Here is a 16,242-nt window from a genome sequence, read left to right as displayed (position 1 = left end):
CACAGGTGTCCGTGGTCATGAGCTCCGGCCTTTCTGCAGTTGCCGCGGTCGTGCTGGGGACGGCGTCCCGAACCATCGGCGCAGCGCGTCCGCCAGGCCGGTGGCCTCGCCGTTCACCCACGCCACATGGCCGTCGGGCCGCAGCAGCACCGTGTGCAGCCCGTCGAGCGCGCTCGCCTCGGGTGGACGGGCGGCGTGGACGACGTGGAGACGCGACGCCCACGCAGAGGCCAGGGCGTCGGTCTCGGCCAAGCCGATCGGTGATCCCGGCAAGGTGAGGAGCAGACCTCTGCCGTCCGCCCCCGTCCTGGCCGTGGAGACCGTGCCGGACGCCGTGCGCAGGCCGACGGCGGGCATGCGGCGGCCGACGAGCGGATGGCGGCCCGCGCCGTAACGGACGTCGAGGCCGCCGGCGAGCCCCGCGAGGTGCGCGCGAACCGGCTCGTGGATGAGGAGCTCCGCCAGGACGGTGCGCAGCGGTGTCACTTCGGGCCCGCCGAGGAGCAAGGTCTCCTGGGCCGCGCCGGCCTGGAGGACGCGTGCGCCGACCGGGTGGCGTTCGGCGTGGTAGCCGTCCAGGAGGCCGGTGCCCGCCCAGCCGCGGACGTGCCCGGCGAGCCTCCAGCCGAGGTTCACCGCGTCCTGGAGCCCCACGTTGATCGACTGCCCGCCGATCGGCGGGTGGCGGTGGGCTGCGCCGCCCGCCAGCAGGATGCGCCCACGCCGGTATTGAGTGGCCTGGCCACGAACGTCGCTGAACGCGCCCGTCCAGATCGGGTGCGCGCCGAAGATGTCCTCGCCGGTCACCCGCGCCCAGACGCCGGCGATCTCGGCGAACGCGGGGGGCCGGTCACGCCGGACCGGGGGCCGGCCGAGGGCGTGCACCATCACCCGCGTCACGTCCCGGTGCGTCGCGGCGACGGCCAGGCCGCGTTCCCTCCGTTCGAACCGGCGGTCGCGGATCCGCAGGCCGGTCACATCGGCGCAGAGGATCTCCTTCGTCGCCGCCGTCGCGGGGAACGCGAAACCGCCCAGCCTCCGTACATCGCTGTCGTCGCCGTCGCAGCCGACCACGTACTCGGCCCGGAGCGTCCTGCGCCCCGCCGGGCCCTCCACACCGCAGTGGATCTCCTGGCTCGTCTCGGTGAGGTCGTGGACCCGGTACGAGCGCAGCAGCACCGCGCCGAGATCCCTCGCCCGCCGCGCCAGCGCGGCCTCGATCCGGTACCGCGGCACCTTCCAGTTGCCGGCGTACGGGCTGTCCAACGTGGCGAGGTCCAACGTGAGCCCGCCGAAGTGCGCCTCGGGTTCGGGCTCGGCCTCGTCGAGAAGGTCGTCCATCCAGCGGGCGTGCAGGATCTCCGCGGTGCGCGTGTTGAGCTGCACGGCCCGGGACTCCGGCCTCGGGACGGCCGGCTGGTCCACGACGACGACCCGGGCCCGGGACAGCCGCAGCTCCACCGCCAGCATCAGGCCCACCGGGCCGGCTCCCACGATCACCACGTCGGCGTCGAGCTCACGAGTGGTCATGACCGGTCCCGTCCGTCGCCGTGACGCGGATGGCCGCTGCGGCGAACAGCGTGGAGAGGACGCGCGAGCCGAAATAGACCGGAAACCGCCCGAGCTTGAAATAGGGCAGGGCGGGCCAGGAGCCGTCGGGCTCCTGGGTGTCGAGGAGCTTTCGCAGGCGTTCCGGCCGGCCGCCGAAGAGTCCGGTGTTGTGTGCCGCGAGGGTCCGCAGCGCGACGTTCAGCGCGTTCCCCCGGTCGTCGTCCCGGGCGAGGATCGCCTCGGCCAGCGGCTCCGCCAATGGTTCGCGGCACGACGGGAACCTCTTGACGAGCCTGGACACCGCGTACAGGAACGCCTCGGGCGCGGGGTGGTAGCGGCTCCCCCGCAGGTAGTCGCGCGAGAGCAGATGGCCGCCGACGTACCGCAGGCCGGCCTCGATCGCCTCGTCGGCGTCCCGCAGGCCGAGCCGTCGCGTCTCCATGAGGACGCAGAGCGCGTTCGCGCAGGCGACCGGGTCATGCGTGCGGCCGCGCCGGAGCGCGCCGGGCGGCGCGTCGTCGTCCCAGTAGACGGCGACCACGCCCGGACGGGGGCCGGCTGGCACGGCGGTGAGGAGCAGCTCTCGCGCGATCCCCATCAGGCCGTCGGGAGAGATGAGGTTCCGCTCGTACAGCGCGTGCCCCGCCACCGCCGTGCAGCTCGTGTCGGCCGGAAAGCCGTTCCAGGCCCGGAAGACGCGGAAGCGCCACCCCGCCCGCCCGGCGCCGGCCATCCGCGCGAACTCCCCCACCAGGTCGTCCGCGTCGCCCGGCAGGAGCGGCAGGCCGCAGATCGCGGCCGCCAGGTCGTCGCCCGCGTCGTAGCCGAGGTCGACGCCCAGGCGCCGCCTGAGCTGCTCGCGCGTCTCGGACGACGCGAACGTCGCCGCGAAGGACGGGTCGAACGCGACGCGGCTCGCCACGGTACCGGCACGGCCGTCGACGGCGGCGCGCACGGCCGTCCGGATGAAGGCGAGGGCCGCCTCGTGGGATTCGCTGATATTCCGATCGGGAATAAATGTTGGTGATGACGTCCGGTACGCCGTGCTCGATCTCATGGTCTCCCCCGGCCGAGCTATTTGAAGGATTCGGCGTGGTCGAGCGCCCATTCGCCGAACGAGCGCGGCGGGCGGCCCGTGAGGTCCCGGACGGTCGAACGCACGCCGGGGCTCTCCATGAAGCACACGCCGACGCTCTCGGCGACCTCCTCGGGAGAGGTCCGGATCTTCTCCAGCAGCTCCGGGTCGGCGGTCTCCTGGAACGACAGCTCGCGCCCGACGGCCGTCCCGAGCGCGCGGACCTTCTGCACGGCGGTCACCTCGGCCGGGCCGGTCAGCGCGTACGTCCGCCCGTCGTGGTCCTCGAGCAGCGTCCGCGCGGCGACGGCGGCGACGTCCTCCGGGGCGATGACCGGCGAGGCGAGGCCCGCGCTCGGCTGCCGGACGACGTCGCCGTCCCTGATCTCCCGGGCCCAGGCCAGCGTGTTGGACGCGTACTCCCACGGCCGGAGGACGGCCCCGCGGAATCCGCCCTCCCACATCGCGCGTTCGGTCTCCAGCGCGAACCGGCCGACGAAGGATCGCGGGCGGGTCTCGGCCAGCAAGGACGTCACGAGGACGACGTAGGAGACACCGGACCGGCCGGCCGCCTCGAGGACACGGACCGGGTCGCCGGCTTCGAGAAACAAGAAGAGTTTGTCGACTCCGCGCAATGCCCGGTCGAGGAATTCCGGCTCCGTCAAATCGCCTTCGGCAATGTCGACGCCTTCGGGAAGAAGTGAATTGGCCCTGCGCGCATTTCGTGTGGTCACTCGTGGTTCGCGTCCCAGGCGGCACAGTTCGCGAACCAGCGGCACGCCCATGTTCCCGGTCGCCCCCGTCACCAATATCGCCACGAGAAGAACGCTAGTGACGGGCTCTGGCGCCGACCTTGCGCGAACCTTGCGTCAGGCGGGATCGGCCGGATGGGGGGCCACCGGGCAGGCCAGATGCCGCTCGCACCGCCCGGCCAGTTCCCGGTACGCGCGCGGGCCCATCAAGGCGACCAGTTCCGGCCGGTACGACAGGAACAGCGGCTCGCCCGCGCCGTGCGCCGACCTCGCCTCCGTGCACCACCAGTGCAGGTCGTGCCCGCCGCCGCCCCACGCGCGCCGGTCGTACTCGGAGATCGTCACCATCAGCACCCGCGTGCCGTCCGGCCGGTCCACCCAGTCGTAGGTGCGGCGGATGGGGAGCTGCCAGCAGACGTCCGGCTTGAGTTCCAGCGGCTCGCGGCCCTCGCGCAGGGCCAGCGCGTGCAAGGCGCAGCCTTCTCCCCCCGCGAAACCGGGCCGGTTCAAGAAGACACACGCCCCATCGACGATCCGGGTCTGCCGGCCACCACCGCGAAGGTTCTTGGCGATGCCGTCGGCCGCCCGATGGTGCTGCCAGGTCTCGGGCGTGAGCCGCGAGGCGTGCCCGATGACCCGGTCCTCGTCCTCCTGATCGGCGAAGTGCGCGCCCAGCGAGCAACACCCGTCGCTCGCCCGCCCGGCGATGCCCTGGCAACCACGCCCGAACAAACAAGTCCAGCGCGACGCCAGCCACGTCAGGTCGCAGCGGAAGACCTGCTCGGCGTCGGCCGGATCGGGAAACTCCACCCACGCACGGGCGAAGTCCAGCCCCACCTCGTCTCCCCGCACCCCCGGCTCAGGAAGCGCCACCCGCCTCGACGCCTTGCCCGCATCTACCATGCCACCCGATCCCCGCTTCCCCGATAGCCGAGTTCTCCCTGCTCAACAACCGCTCTACCGAAAACCCGCCCCCATCTCGACCACGACACACCCACCCGCCCCAATCCCCCCGGCACCCTTCCCCCCGCTTGAACGGCGGGCGGCGGAGTTGATCTTCAGGTGGCCGTATTCGACGGTCGTGCGATGGGGCGAAAATGCGCTGTTAAATTAATAGAATTACTTAAAAAGGGCCGACTACGTCGATCAACGTGTTCCTTGCCGGGTGCGGGCGTTTACGGGGCCTCGCGGCACGTCTACCGTTCGATTTCCCCGAATTGGTGACGCGCAATTGCGAGGAGAACTTATGCGCATCAAGACTCTACTGGCGAGCGCGCTTGCCGTCCCGTTCGCGATCGTGGCGTTCGCCGGGACGTCGCTCGCGCAGGACGATCCCACGCCGCCGACCCCGAAGATCGTGGGCGGCGTGCCCGCGACCGAGACCTACAGCTGGATGGCGTCGCTGCAGAGCTCCAGCGGCAGCCACAACTGCGGCGGCACGCTGGTCGGCCCGCGTCACGTGGTGACGGCGTCGCACTGCGGGACTCCGTATCAGGTGCGGATCGGCACCACCAACCGCACGTCGGGCGGCGAGGTCCGCCGGGTCTCCGGCCGCCAGGTGCTCGGCGCCGACGTCGCGCTGCTGACGCTGAGCACCGCCTCCACCCGGACGCCGGCGCCGATCGCGACCAGCGCGCCGGTCGGCTCGTCCACCCGGATCATCGGCTGGGGAATCACCTGTCCGACCCGCGGCTGCGGCTCCGCGCCGGTCGGCCTGCGCCAGCTCGACACCAGCATCCTCGCCGACTCCCGCTGCAGCGGGATCAACGGGGCCAGCGAGCTGTGCGTCAACGGCGGCGGCGGCCGCGGCGCCTGCTACGGCGACTCCGGCGGTCCCGCCGTGATCGGCGGACCGGGCAGCTGGCAGCTCGTCGGCGCGACGAGCCGCGGCACGGCCAGCACCTGCGCCACTTCTCCTGCCATCTACGGTGACGTCACGTACTTCCGCGCGACCATCCTGCGCATCATCGGAGGCGGGCGGTAGAGATCCAAGGGCGCCCCGGCCTTGGTCCGAGCCGGGGTGCCCTTGTGCCGTTGACAGCGAAAGCGAGCAAGCGCATGCTTGCCGCTGTGACGGCCATCACGTGATCGCCGTCACAGGTGCCGGGCGCGAGGCGCCGTCATGCCACCTCGCGTGAAGGGACCGCCATGCCCGACCAGACGCCCCATCCCTCCCGCCGCGCCGTGCTGCGCGGCGCGGCCGCCGGCGGAGCCGGGATCCTGTTCGGCTCCCACGTGCTCGGCAGCGTCGCGGCCCACGCCGACACCGCGGCCGCCGCCGAGTACGACGTCGTCGTGGTCGGCGCCGGGGCCGCCGGCATGACCGCCGCGCTGACCGCGGCCAAGCGCGGCCTGAGCACGCTCGTGGTCGAGAAGGCGGCGAAGTTCGGCGGCTCGGCGGCCCGGTCCGGCGCGGGCATCTGGATCCCGAACAACCAGGTCATCCTGGCCGCGGGCGTGCCCGACACCCCCGCCAAGGCCGCCTCCTACCTCGCGGCGGTCGTGGGGAGCGAGGTGCCCGCCGACCGGCGCGCGGCGTTCCTCGCCAAGGGCCCGGCCATGATCTCGTTCGTCATGCAGAACAGCCCGCTGCGGTTCCGGTTCATGGACGGCTACTCCGACTACTATCCCGAGCTGCCCGGCGGCATGCCGGGCGGCCGTTCCATCGAGCCGGACATGTTCGACGGGAAGCTCCTCGGCACTGAGCTCGCCAACCTCAACCCGGCCTACATCCCGGTGCCCAGCGGGCAGGTCGTCTTCAGCGGCGACTACAAGTGGCTCAACCTCGCCCTGGTCAACGCCAAGGGCGCCGCGCTCGCGCTGGAGACGTACACCCGCTGGTCACAGGCCGTCGCCCAGGGCAAGAAACCGCTCACGATGGGCCAGTCGCTGGCCGGGGCGCTGCGCGCCGGGCTGCAGCAGGCGGGCGTGCCCGTCTGGCTGAACAGCCCGCTCGTCGACCTGCGCGTCGACAACGGCCGCGTCACCGGCGTACTGGTGACGCGCAACGGTGCCCAGACCCTGGTCATGGCCCGGTACGGCGTCGTGGTCGGCTCCGGCGGTTTCGAGCACAACGCGAGCATGCGCAAGCAGTACCAGCGCCAGCCCATCGGCACCGACTGGACGGTCGGCGCGGACTCCAACACCGGCGACGGCATCGAGGCGGGCCAGGAGGTCGGCGCGGCGGTCGCGCTGATGGAGGACGCCTGGTGGGGACCCGCGATCCCGCTGCCCGGCGAGCCGTACTTCTGCCTGGCCGAACGCACCCTGCCCGGCAGCATCATCGTCAACCGGCAGGGCGTGCGCTTCGTGAACGAGGCGGCCCCCTACAGCGACGTCGTCCACGTCATGTACGACAAGAACCCCACCGCGCCGTGCATCCCGTCCTGGATGGTCATCGACCAGAATTACCGCAACCGCTACCTGTTCAAGGACATCGCGCCGACCCTGGACTTCCCGAGCGCGTGGTATTCCAGCGGCGCGGTCGTCAAGTCATGGTCGATCTCGGGCCTGGCCACCGCGATGGGCGTTCCCGGCGCCGCCCTGCAGAGCACGATCAGCCGGTTCAACGGCTTCGCCACGAGCGGCAAGGACCTCGACTTCAAGCGGGGCGACAGCGCCTACGACCACTACTACACCGACCCCATCATCAAGCCGAACTCCTGCCTGGCCCCGCTCTGGCTGCCGCCGTACTACGCGTTCAAGATCGTCCCAGGTGACCTGGGCACCAAGGGCGGCATGGTGACCGACGCCAGCGCCCGCGTGCTCACCACGGGACGCGCCGTCATCCCCGGCCTCTACGCGGCGGGCAACGCCAGCGCCGCCGTCATGGGCCACAGCTACGCCGGTGCCGGCTCGACCATCGGGCCCGCCATGACGTTCGGCTACATCGCGGCCAACCACATCGCCGACAACCGCTGAACCCCCGCCGGCCGGGGACACGCCTGGACGGGCCGCTGGCGGCCCGTCCAGGTCTGGAAGTCAGCGGGAGGGGCGCGGAGGGAAGCCAGGGGTGAACGTCGTGAAGGCGGGCTTCACGACCTTGGCCTGGCCGGTCAGGAAGTCGACGGGCTCCTGGTACTGCTCCGGGTAGGCACCGGCCGCCTGGTTGAGACGCTTGGGGTTGAGGTTGGGCCACTTGCCCGTGTCGAGCCGTTCGACCAGATTGCGCATCGCGACGACCTCTTCGGCGGCCGTGAACGCGCAGTGGCTGCCCCGGTCGACGTAGGTCTGGCGCAGCTTGGCCGGGTCGCCGTGGCGCCTGACCTGATCCGCGTACCAGCGCTGGCCGAACGCGGGGGCCCCGCCGTCGCCGGTGTTGTGGATGGCCAGCACCGGAACCGGCGTGGTCCCCCGCGCGACGCCGTAACGGAAGAGGTAGGGGACGGCTCCGGGATCCGCGGCGATGCGCGGGGCCTTGGCGAGTCGCCGCAGATCGTCCTTCACGTCGATGCGGGCCTCACGGTAGGCCTTGGCGACCAGTGCCCTCTGCCCGGAACGCGCGAGCTGCCGTCCGTAGTCGACCCCGACGTTCCAGGAGGGGTTGCCGCCCGCGCGGCGTTCGATGTCCGCGCGCCCGATGGGCCCGTTGCCCAAGGTGTAGGCGCCCTGCACCCACGTCGCCTGCTGGCGGATCCGCTCCGCGAGCTCGGTCGGCTTCGGATCGTACGTGGAGTACCAGGCCGGGATGTTGCCGAACGACCCCACCAGCGCCAGCCGGGCCCGGCCCTCCGGCGTCGTGAGGGCACGGTCGATCGCGTCCGACAACGCCTGCGCGCTCGCCTTCGGATTCTTCGGGTGGACGAGGTCGATGTCCTCGCCCGGCGCGAGCAGGGTCCTGGTCGCGAAGTTGAGGTCGAGCGCCGTGTTCATGTAGCCGCTGAAGTCGAAGGCCGCGCAGATGGCCGCCACGCCCGCGAAGCGTCCCGGGTTCCGTTCGGCGAGCAGCGTCGCGACGATGCCGCCCATCGACTGCCCGGTCGCGACGGTGCGCCGCGGCTTCCCCACCTGGTTGCCGAACCAGTCCAGCAGCGCGATCTGGTCCGTCAACGCCGGCTCGACCGCGTAGCCGTACTTGCCCTTGTACTCCGAGGCCGCCAGCGCGTACCCGTGGTCGAGCAGCCATTCCGCGGTCTGCGGATGGTTGCTCAGCGCGACGTCCGAGATCGGAAAGCCCTGCTCCGGGTAGTAGCCGTGGCTGTAGAGCACCAGCGTGCGGTTCCAGTGCTCCGGCACCACGACCTTGAACGTCGCGCCGTCGATCTCACCCCGGTACGTCCGCCGCTCGTCCGCGGCCGCGACGCCCACGGCCTGCCCCGCGAGCACGATCCCGGCCACCAGCGCCCCGAGCCGCCGTCTCCACTTGCCCACGTGTCCGTCCTCCTCGGTCGGTACGAATTCCGTCCGCCGATATGGACCGCGATCACCCCTGGAACTCATCGCGGGACGGATCACCCCAGCTCAGGCGCGGCAGGAGCACGCAGGGCGATGCTCACCCCGTTCACGCAGAGGGTGAACTGGATCGTGACGTCGCCGTCGCGGGAGCGCAGGGTCTCGGTCTCGACCTGCACGGGTTCGCCGATGCCGTCGACGAGCAGTTCGGCGTCGGTACCGAGAAGGGGCGTCCAGGTGTTGGGCTGGATGTCCTGAGGCCGGCTGTCGTCAACGAGATCGCTCATACCGCCATTGTCCCGTCCGCACGGGAGTCGAAGTCCATGATCATCCACTCCGCTTGGATTCACATCGCAATTCTGCGATACTTCGATGCGTTCGTTCGGCACACGCATGGGGGGATGCCCGATGGGGAGCATCGACGGGCTGGATCTCGGCACGTTCGGGGTCTGGACCTTTGACTTCGAGTTCCAGCCGGCCGCGCGGATGCGCGACTCGATCCAGGAGCTCGAGCAGCGGGGATGGAAGGCGTTCTGGGTCCCCGAGCTGCTCGGCCGCGAGGCGTTCACGCACGCCGGCTTCCTGCTGTCGGCCACCGAGCGCATCCACGTCATCAACGGCATCGCCAAGATCTGGTCGCGCAAGGCCATGTGGACGCACGGCGCCGCGCTGCTGCTGGCCGACGCCTACCCCGGCCGGCACGTGCTCGGCCTGGGCTTCGGCGGCAACGACCGCCCCGGCACCACTCCCATGACGGCCATGACCGAATACCTGGACGAGCTGGACGCGCTCGAGACGCCCAACCCCGCGCCCGCCACCCCGATCCGCCGCGTCCTGGCCGCCTACGGGCCCAAGATGCTGCAGCTGGCCCGCGACCGCTCCGCCGGCGCCCACTGCTACAAGGTCAACACCGCGCACACCGCGCAGGCCCGGGAGATCCTCGGCCCGGACGCCTTCCTGGGCGTCGAGCACGCGGTGCTGTTCGAGACCGACCCCGGCAAGGCCCGCGCCATCGCGCGCGAGCACATGGACGTCTACCTCAACGGCAAGTTCAACATCGCCAAGTTCCGCCGCCTGGGCTACGCCGAGGAAGAGATCACCGGCGGCGGCAGCGACCGGCTCATCGACGACTTCGTGTTCTGGGGCGATACCGGCACCATCGTCAAGAAGCTCCGCGGCCATGTCGAGGCGGGCGCCGACCACGTCGGCATCCAGGTGATCGGCGTCGAGCCGGGCCGGTCCGCCATGCCCCAGTGGCGCGAGCTCGCCGACGCGCTCCTCTCCTAAGGGGCGCCGAGGTCCAGGCGGTCCAGCAGTCCCGCGGCGGTGAAGGCGGCCACCAGCTCGTCTCGCCCCTCGGTGAAGTGGGCCCAGCTGTCGTAATGGACGGGGACCACCCGCCGGGCGCCGAGGATCTGGGCGGCCTCGGCGGTCTGGGCACTGTCGAGGACGATCAGCGCGTTGTCGAAGAGGACGGTGAAGCGGGGCGCCCCGGCGAAGAGGATGGCGGTGTCGACCGGGCCGAACCGCCCGGCGATCTCCTTCACCAGATCGAGCGAGGCGTTGTCGCCGCTGACGTAGACCGTGGGCAGGCCGTCCCCGGTCAGGACGAAACCCACGACCTGGCCGGTGATCGGCTCGACCTCCTCCCGTGCGCCCGGCCCGTGCAGGGCGGGCACGCCGGTCACGGTGAGCGTGCCGCCGCCGGGACGGTCCAGCTCGATCGGCTCCCAGTCGGCGAGCCCCTTGGCCCCCTCCCCCAGGCGCTGCCCGCCGCCGGGCGTGGTGAGGGTGAGCGGGACGTCGGCCAGGAGGGCGCGGCCGGCGTTGTCGAGGTTGTCGGGGTGCTCGTCGTGGGAGAGCAGGACCACGTCGACGCGGCCGAGGCTCTCCGCCGCCGCGGCGGCGGGCGCCGTCTTGGTGAGCTTGCCGCCCGGCACGTGGTAGTCGCCGGGGGCGTCGAAGGTCGGATCGGTGAGGAACCGCAGCCCGCCGTAGTCGAAGAGGGCGGTCGGCCCCCCGAAGACGCGGACGGGGAACTGCTCGCCGGTCGTACTGGCCATGACGACACCTCACGGATGAGTAGGAGATTATCCGTGATGTGACGCTAGCCGTTTCTCACGGACCAGCGCAACCCGTACCATGACAGTCATGAGGGAGACCGCGACCGCCGAGTCCGCGCCGCCGCCCGCGCCGGGGGCGGCGGACTATCCGGCCCTCGACTTCGTCAACACCGCCATCGCGCTGCCCGGGGGCCAGTTCATCGACCTCCTCGGCACACCCCAAGGGGCCAACCGGTGGCTGACGGAACACGGCCTCGCGCCGGCCGATGCCGGGGTCCAGGAGATGTGCGCCGCGCAATTGCGTTCGCTGCGCGAACACCTCAGATCGCTGTTCGCCGCCCGCGTCGCCGGAGTGCCCGCCCTGCCCGCCGCCCTGTCCGCCGTCAACGACGCGCTGAGCAGGGCGCCGACGGCCCTCCTGCTGTACTGGGACGAGAAGAACGGGCCCTACCGCGCGGCGCCCTGCCCCACCAACGAGATCCTCGACCACGCGCTGGCGACCCTCTCGGCCAACTCGGCCGACCTCCTCACCGGCCCCGACGCCGAGCGCCTCACGGCCTGCGGCTCTCCGCCCTGCAGCCGCTACCTGCTGCGCCACGGCCGCCGCCACTGGTGTTCCGTCCGCTGCGGCGACCGCGCCCGTGCCGCCCGCGCCTATGCCCGCCGCACCCAGGCGAAGGCGGACTGACCAGCGTCCCGCGCCCCTGGCCCGCCTTGGCTCAGATCAGCTGGAAGGCGTCAGCCGGTCACGGCCGAGCAGCGCGTCGAACTCCGTGCGGACGATGTGATAGCACTCGCAGGTGTTCCCTTCCAGCCCCCGCCGATCGGTGATCGTCATCGCGCCACGGCTGTAGGTGATCAGGCCTTGCCTCTGCAGGTTGGCGGCGTGCTCGGAGACCGTGGCGCGGCGTACGCCCAGCATCTGGGCCAGGAACTCGTGCGTCAGGGTGAACCGGTCGGTGTCCATGCGGTCGTGCGTGGTGAGGATCCAGCGGCTCATGCGCTGGGCGTTGTCGTGGAGCCGGTTGCACGCCACGCTCTGGGCCAGCTGCACCAAAGTGGCCTGGGTGTAGTGGTGCAGCGCCGTGTGCAGCACTCCGTTGTCTTGGAGCAGCCGCCGCAGCTGGGCGGCGGTCATGCGGAGAGTGGGGCCGGGGATCTGGCAGAACGCGCGGTTGGGGCTGGTGGCGGCCCCGAGGAACACCGGCAGGCCCACCATCCCCTCATGACCGATGGTGGCGACCTCCACCGCCTTGCCGTCCGCCTCGGCCACGAGCGAGAACACCGAGTACAGCGGGAAGTAGACGTGCTCGATGGGCTGGCCCGGCCCGTACACCTCATGGCGCATGCCGGCATGGAACTGCTCCAGGTCCGGCACGACGCGCTGGTAGACCTTCGCCGGGAGGCCGGCCAGCAGGCGGTTGCGGCGCGGATCAGGACCGGTTCCGGTGGATCCGTCCGGACCCGTGGCGGTCGGCATGGCGACGTCCCGAAAGCCGAGGAATGATCGTCTGACTATCCCTCGTGTCCTTCCCCGGTGGGCCGGGCCCATGCCGGGATCGGCACCTGCAGCAGTTCGGCGGCGCCGGGCGCCATGATGAACGCGGTCAGCGCCGTCGCCATCCGCGCCGCCGGCAGGACCAGATCCACGCATCCGGTGGCCAGCGCCGCCGTCGGCATGGCCGCCGCCGCGGCGTCGTGCGGGTCCTGGACGAGGACCCGGCCGCCGGCCGCCTTGACCGCCCGGACTCCGGCCGCGCCGTCGTCCAGCAGCCCGGTCAGCACCACGCCGATCAGCCGCGGCCCGAACCTGCCCGCCAGCGCCGCCAGCGTGGTGTCGGCCATCCGCCGTGACCCGGCCGGCTCCAGCACCACCGTGTCGGCGGCGTCCAGCCGCAGCGCGGTCCGCAGCGGAACCACCAGCACCGTGCCCGCGGTGAGCCGCTCACCCGCCGCTGCCACCCGCACCGGCAGGGCACTGCGCCGGCCCAGCAGCGTCGCCAGTGGATCATCATGGTGGCCGGCGGCCGGCTCCAATGCCGTGCCGGACAGCGGCCCGCGATGCTGGACCACCAGCACCGCGGCGGGGAAGTCGGGCGGCAGCGCGGCCAGTACCCGCATCAGCACGCCCAGCCCGCCCGCGGAGGCCGCCAGCACCACCACCTCGAACGCGGCCCGCACCCGGCCGGAGTGGTCACCGTCACCGCCGGAGCGCACGTGATCGCGCGGAACCGCCGGGTGAGCGGCGGATCCCCTAGCGGGCCAGGCACTGGGCACGTCTTCACGGTAAGCCTTGCGTACGGCACCGTACAAACACATCCGCGAAACCGGTGACAAGACGGGCATCGCCACACCGCCCGAGCGGCGGGCCGCCGGCCGGACCGGGTCGCCGAGATCGGGCTCGCGGCGCTCGACGCCCTCAGGCATGGGCATGAGCAAGGCCTCCTGCACCGTGCGATCACGCCCGCGAACGTGCTGATCACCCCGGCCGGCGACGTGCGGCTGAGCGGCTTCGGCGCAGGGGGCCTCAGCGGCCGTGCGCCGTGGCTCGTTCGGTGTGCTGTTCTCTGAACTGGCGTGGGGAGAGGCCGTAGGTTCTGCGAAAGGCCTGGCTGAAGTGTGCCGGGCTGGTGAATCCCCATCGCGCCGCGACCGCTCCGATCGGGCGGGTGGCCAGCAGCGGGTCGGCCAGGTCGTGCCGGCACTGCTCCAGGCGGCGTTCGCGGATGCAGCCGGCGACCGTGCGGTCCTGGTCGTGGAACAGCTTGTGCAGATAGCGCAGCGAGACGTTGTGCGCCGCCGCGATCGCACCCGGTGTCAGCTGTGGATCACCGAGATTCCGCTGGATGAAGGCGTCGATCCGCGCGAGCAGCGCCCGGTGCCGGGTCCGCTCCGGCATCGATCCCTCGGCGTCCAGCTCGTGGGCTAACGCCGCGGCCAGCAGGTCCAGCGAGAGGGTCGACAGCCTGGCCGCGTCGGCGGCGCTGTACTCGTCGATGTGCCGGGCGAGCCGCAGCAGGAACTGCGAGGTCAGCGCGCCGACGCCGTGGGTGCCGGGGATGCGCGTCGCGGTCAGCTCCGCGAGGGCCCGGGGCGGCAGCGGCAGCAGGGCGGGCGCGAAGCGCAGGACGAGCAGCCGGCTCGTCCTGGTGCCGGCCGCCAGCGCGGCGGAGTACGGGCGGGACGTGTCGTAGAGCATCAGGTCGCCGACCGCGAACTCGGTGTGCCGGTCGTCCTGCGCCGCGGTGCCCGCGCCGCTCACGGCGACGCCCAGTTTCCACAGCCCCGGGTCGGACCGCCGGATGAGCTCGCCGGTGCGGTGGATCTCGTACGGTGTGGTCGTCATCAGCGTCACCTGCACCGAGCCGAGCTCCCGCACGCTGAGGTGGGCCTGGAAACCGTCTCTCAGCGGTGGCGCGCAGCGCAGCTCGTAGGGCACCCACGTTCGCGCGCTCACGTCGTTCCAGAAGTCGAATCGCTCGCCGGCCGGTACTCCGTCGGTGCTCACCTGCACGAGCACTCTCCTCAGCTCGTCGCCCCGAGGAACCGGAACTTACCAGCGGGCTCCCGGCGTCTCGCCGCCGAGAATCGGAGCATGACCCGAATCGTGGGAAGTGTGTCTCGAAGGCAGGGACGCCTCACTCGGTGAACGCCAGATCGGTGATGCCGATCGAACCCTTCGTGGTCGTCCCGAAGTCGAGGGAGACACCGCGTACGTTGCGCAGGTCCACGCCCCGGAAGGCCGACAAGGGCACTCTCACCTGGTTGAGGAGGAAGGGTGTTTCCTCATCGGCGCCGACCGGTGGTGGAAAGCCGAGCGCGGCGGAGTGGCGGACGGTCGCGGCGGACGCGGTGCGGCCCCGGGCGTCGGTCAGCTTGATCCGCACGTTCTGGGGGCGCCCGCGTGGATTGCCCGGGTCGGTGAAGTCCAGCGCGCCGCGGAGGACGATCGCCCGGAAGCGGCGGACGTTCCCGTGCCGGGCGGGAATCGCGTTCGTGTACGAGGCCTTGCCCGACCACGAGATCTTCAGCACGCTCAGCCCGGGGCCCGGCGCGTCCGCGGTCCCCTGGTGCGGCTCGGTCGCCGAGGCGCCGGGCCGGCGCAGGCAGGTGAGACGCCGCGGCCCCCCGCACAGCTTCACCGAGGCCGCCCCGATCGTGGTGACCTTGCCGCCGAGGGCGTTGCGACGCAGGTCGGCGGCGCCTCGCAGGCGGTTGACGTCACGTCGGCTCGGCGCCAGCCGGCTCACGAGGACCTTGGCGGGCGCGATCGACCGCGGGACGGTCTCGCCTCGCCACATCGGCGCCAGGGCCCGCTCGCCGCCGAGATGGCTGCGGAAGAACCCGGCGACGTAGGCGATGCCCACGTTGCGCTGCTGCGCCGCGGTGAGCCGCGTCGGCCGGCTCGGGTGGCATGCCGACCGCCGGTCCCCTCGCCAGTCGTCCTGGGTCCAGACGGTGTTGAAGTAGTTGTGGTTGGCGCCCATGACGGTGACCGTGTGCTTGGCGCCGCGGTCACCGGCGAGCCGGTACCGCGCGTCGTCGTAGTACTCGACGCCGATGCCCTTGCCGCCGCAGCGCGCCAGCACCACCGCCATCGCGGTCCCCGTGGCGACCGGCCGGAAGAAGTCGCTCGGGTCCAGCGGCAGGACCGCCCGCACCCCGTACGGCCTGCCGCGCGCGGCGTTGATCTCGTAGTGGCGGACGACGCCCTCGCCACCGCGCGAATGGCCCATGGTCCCGACCCGCATGAAGTCGATCGCCCCGAGGAACCGCTTGCCGAACGGCTTCCCGCCCTTGGCCGACCACTGCTTCCACAGATCGAGGTGCTTCTGGACGAGAAGCCCTCGCGCGTTCATGCCCTCCCGCGAAGGACCGCCATGGTCGGGGGCGTTGATGCCGTTGGCGCTGATCGACACCACCACGTAACCGTGACTGGCGAGGCGGCGCCCGATGTAATCGAAGCCCCGATAGCTGGGGATCGCACGGCTCCCCCGCGGGCACGGCCAGCTCGTTCCCGCATCGCCGCCGCCTGTGCACGTGTCGTAGAGCCCGTGCAAGAAGACGACCATCGGAAACCTCTTGCCCCGCGGGCCGCGCGGATGATGAACGACACCCGCCAGCTCGGCGCGCCCGAGACCGCCCGGAAGCTTGAACGCCCGGTCACCCAGGTCGTAGGTCTCGCTCACGACCTTGTGGCGGCCCCACACCAGCGGATCCGCGCCACCGGCCGCGCCCTCCGCCGTCCGCACCGCGCTGACGCCGAAAAGGCACATCGAGAAGACCACGACGAGCAAAGAGAAACGACGCACGACTCAGCCCCCTGGAACGCGACGCGCCCGACGCCGCGTCCCAGCGATCATAGATCTACGCCGTTCTTCGAGAGTCCGGAACGGCCAGAGCCCGCCCT

15 protein-coding genes are annotated in these 16,242 nt (G+C 71.6%); 4 read left to right on the top strand and 11 right to left on the bottom strand.

Going from position 1 to position 16,242, the window contains the following annotated elements; all coding sequences use genetic code 11:
- Nucleotides 1-15 precede the first annotated feature (15 nt).
- From ACGFNU_RS36075 to ACGFNU_RS36060, 4 genes are all read right to left on the bottom strand, one after another.
- A complete protein-coding gene (locus tag ACGFNU_RS36075; protein ID WP_392601053.1) occupies nucleotides 16-1,530 on the bottom strand; it encodes an FAD-dependent monooxygenase in 1,515 nt (504 codons plus the stop codon).
- Nucleotides 1,517-2,608: a hypothetical protein gene (locus ACGFNU_RS36070; RefSeq protein ID WP_392601052.1), complete on the bottom strand. Its 1,092-nt coding sequence runs from the start codon at nucleotides 2,606-2,608 to the stop codon at nucleotides 1,517-1,519. The genes ACGFNU_RS36075 and ACGFNU_RS36070 overlap by 14 nt, the downstream gene beginning before the upstream one ends.
- A gap of 17 nt (nucleotides 2,609-2,625) precedes the next feature.
- A complete protein-coding gene (locus ACGFNU_RS36065; RefSeq protein WP_392601207.1) occupies nucleotides 2,626-3,432 on the bottom strand; it encodes an NAD(P)H-binding protein in 807 nt (268 codons plus the stop codon).
- A gap of 63 nt (nucleotides 3,433-3,495) precedes the next feature.
- Nucleotides 3,496-4,251, bottom strand: coding sequence for a hypothetical protein (locus tag ACGFNU_RS36060; protein ID WP_392601051.1), 756 nt, complete (start codon nucleotides 4,249-4,251; stop codon nucleotides 3,496-3,498).
- A gap of 373 nt (nucleotides 4,252-4,624) precedes the next feature.
- Between ACGFNU_RS36060 and ACGFNU_RS36055 the strand changes: the two genes are divergently transcribed.
- Both ACGFNU_RS36055 and kstD read left to right on the top strand, forming a co-directional pair.
- Nucleotides 4,625-5,362 (top strand): S1 family peptidase, encoded by a 738-nt coding sequence (locus ACGFNU_RS36055; protein WP_392601050.1) that lies wholly within the window; start codon nucleotides 4,625-4,627, stop codon nucleotides 5,360-5,362.
- Between the two features lie 164 nt (nucleotides 5,363-5,526).
- Nucleotides 5,527-7,299 carry a 3-oxosteroid 1-dehydrogenase gene (kstD, locus tag ACGFNU_RS36050; protein WP_392601049.1) on the top strand — a complete coding sequence of 591 codons (1,773 nt, stop codon included), beginning with the start codon at nucleotides 5,527-5,529 and terminating at the stop codon, nucleotides 7,297-7,299.
- Between the two features lie 60 nt (nucleotides 7,300-7,359).
- Here the strand turns inward: kstD and ACGFNU_RS36045 are convergent, their stop codons facing one another.
- Nucleotides 7,360-8,748, bottom strand: a complete 1,389-nt coding sequence (locus tag ACGFNU_RS36045) for an alpha/beta hydrolase family protein (protein ID WP_392601048.1) — start codon at nucleotides 8,746-8,748, stop codon at nucleotides 7,360-7,362.
- An 80-nt stretch (nucleotides 8,749-8,828) separates the two neighbouring features.
- A complete protein-coding gene (locus tag ACGFNU_RS36040; RefSeq protein WP_392601047.1) occupies nucleotides 8,829-9,056 on the bottom strand; it encodes a hypothetical protein in 228 nt (75 codons plus the stop codon).
- A 121-nt stretch (nucleotides 9,057-9,177) separates the two neighbouring features.
- Between ACGFNU_RS36040 and ACGFNU_RS36035 the strand changes: the two genes are divergently transcribed.
- A complete protein-coding gene (locus ACGFNU_RS36035) occupies nucleotides 9,178-10,056 on the top strand; it encodes a TIGR03620 family F420-dependent LLM class oxidoreductase (RefSeq protein WP_392601046.1) in 879 nt (292 codons plus the stop codon).
- Here the strand turns inward: ACGFNU_RS36035 and ACGFNU_RS36030 are convergent.
- A complete protein-coding gene (locus ACGFNU_RS36030) occupies nucleotides 10,053-10,832 on the bottom strand; it encodes an MBL fold metallo-hydrolase (RefSeq protein WP_392601045.1) in 780 nt (259 codons plus the stop codon). The two genes, ACGFNU_RS36035 and ACGFNU_RS36030, sit on opposite strands and share 4 nt — an antisense overlap.
- An 88-nt stretch (nucleotides 10,833-10,920) precedes the next feature.
- On the opposite strand from ACGFNU_RS36030, the gene ACGFNU_RS36025 reads away from it, so the two are divergent.
- Nucleotides 10,921-11,520, top strand: coding sequence for a CGNR zinc finger domain-containing protein (locus ACGFNU_RS36025; protein ID WP_392601044.1), 600 nt, complete (start codon nucleotides 10,921-10,923; stop codon nucleotides 11,518-11,520).
- Nucleotides 11,521-11,556: 36 nt separating this feature from the next.
- Here the strand turns inward: ACGFNU_RS36025 and ACGFNU_RS36020 are convergent, their stop codons facing one another.
- The 4 genes from ACGFNU_RS36020 to ACGFNU_RS36005 form a co-directional block, all read right to left on the bottom strand.
- On the bottom strand, nucleotides 11,557-12,312 hold the full coding sequence (locus ACGFNU_RS36020; RefSeq protein WP_392601043.1) for a Crp/Fnr family transcriptional regulator: 756 nt from the start codon (nucleotides 12,310-12,312) through the stop codon (nucleotides 11,557-11,559).
- Between the two features lie 35 nt (nucleotides 12,313-12,347).
- Complete coding sequence (locus ACGFNU_RS36015) at nucleotides 12,348-13,265, bottom strand: chemotaxis protein CheB (protein WP_392601042.1); 918 nt, start codon at nucleotides 13,263-13,265, stop codon at nucleotides 12,348-12,350.
- A gap of 94 nt (nucleotides 13,266-13,359) precedes the next feature.
- Entirely contained in the window at nucleotides 13,360-14,346 is a 987-nt protein-coding gene (locus tag ACGFNU_RS36010; protein WP_392601041.1) for a helix-turn-helix domain-containing protein, read from the bottom strand.
- 124 nt (nucleotides 14,347-14,470) lie between these two features.
- Nucleotides 14,471-16,144 (bottom strand): hypothetical protein, encoded by a 1,674-nt coding sequence (locus tag ACGFNU_RS36005; RefSeq protein ID WP_392601040.1) that lies wholly within the window; start codon nucleotides 16,142-16,144, stop codon nucleotides 14,471-14,473.
- Between the last annotated feature and the right edge of the window lie 98 nt (nucleotides 16,145-16,242).

Origin of the sequence: Spirillospora sp. NPDC048911, assembly GCF_043198015.1 — a bacterium.
Classification (GTDB): domain Bacteria; phylum Actinomycetota; class Actinomycetes; order Streptosporangiales; family Streptosporangiaceae; genus Spirillospora.
Note: the sequence above shows the minus strand (reverse complement) of the source record. Positions and strands in the feature narration are given on the sequence as shown.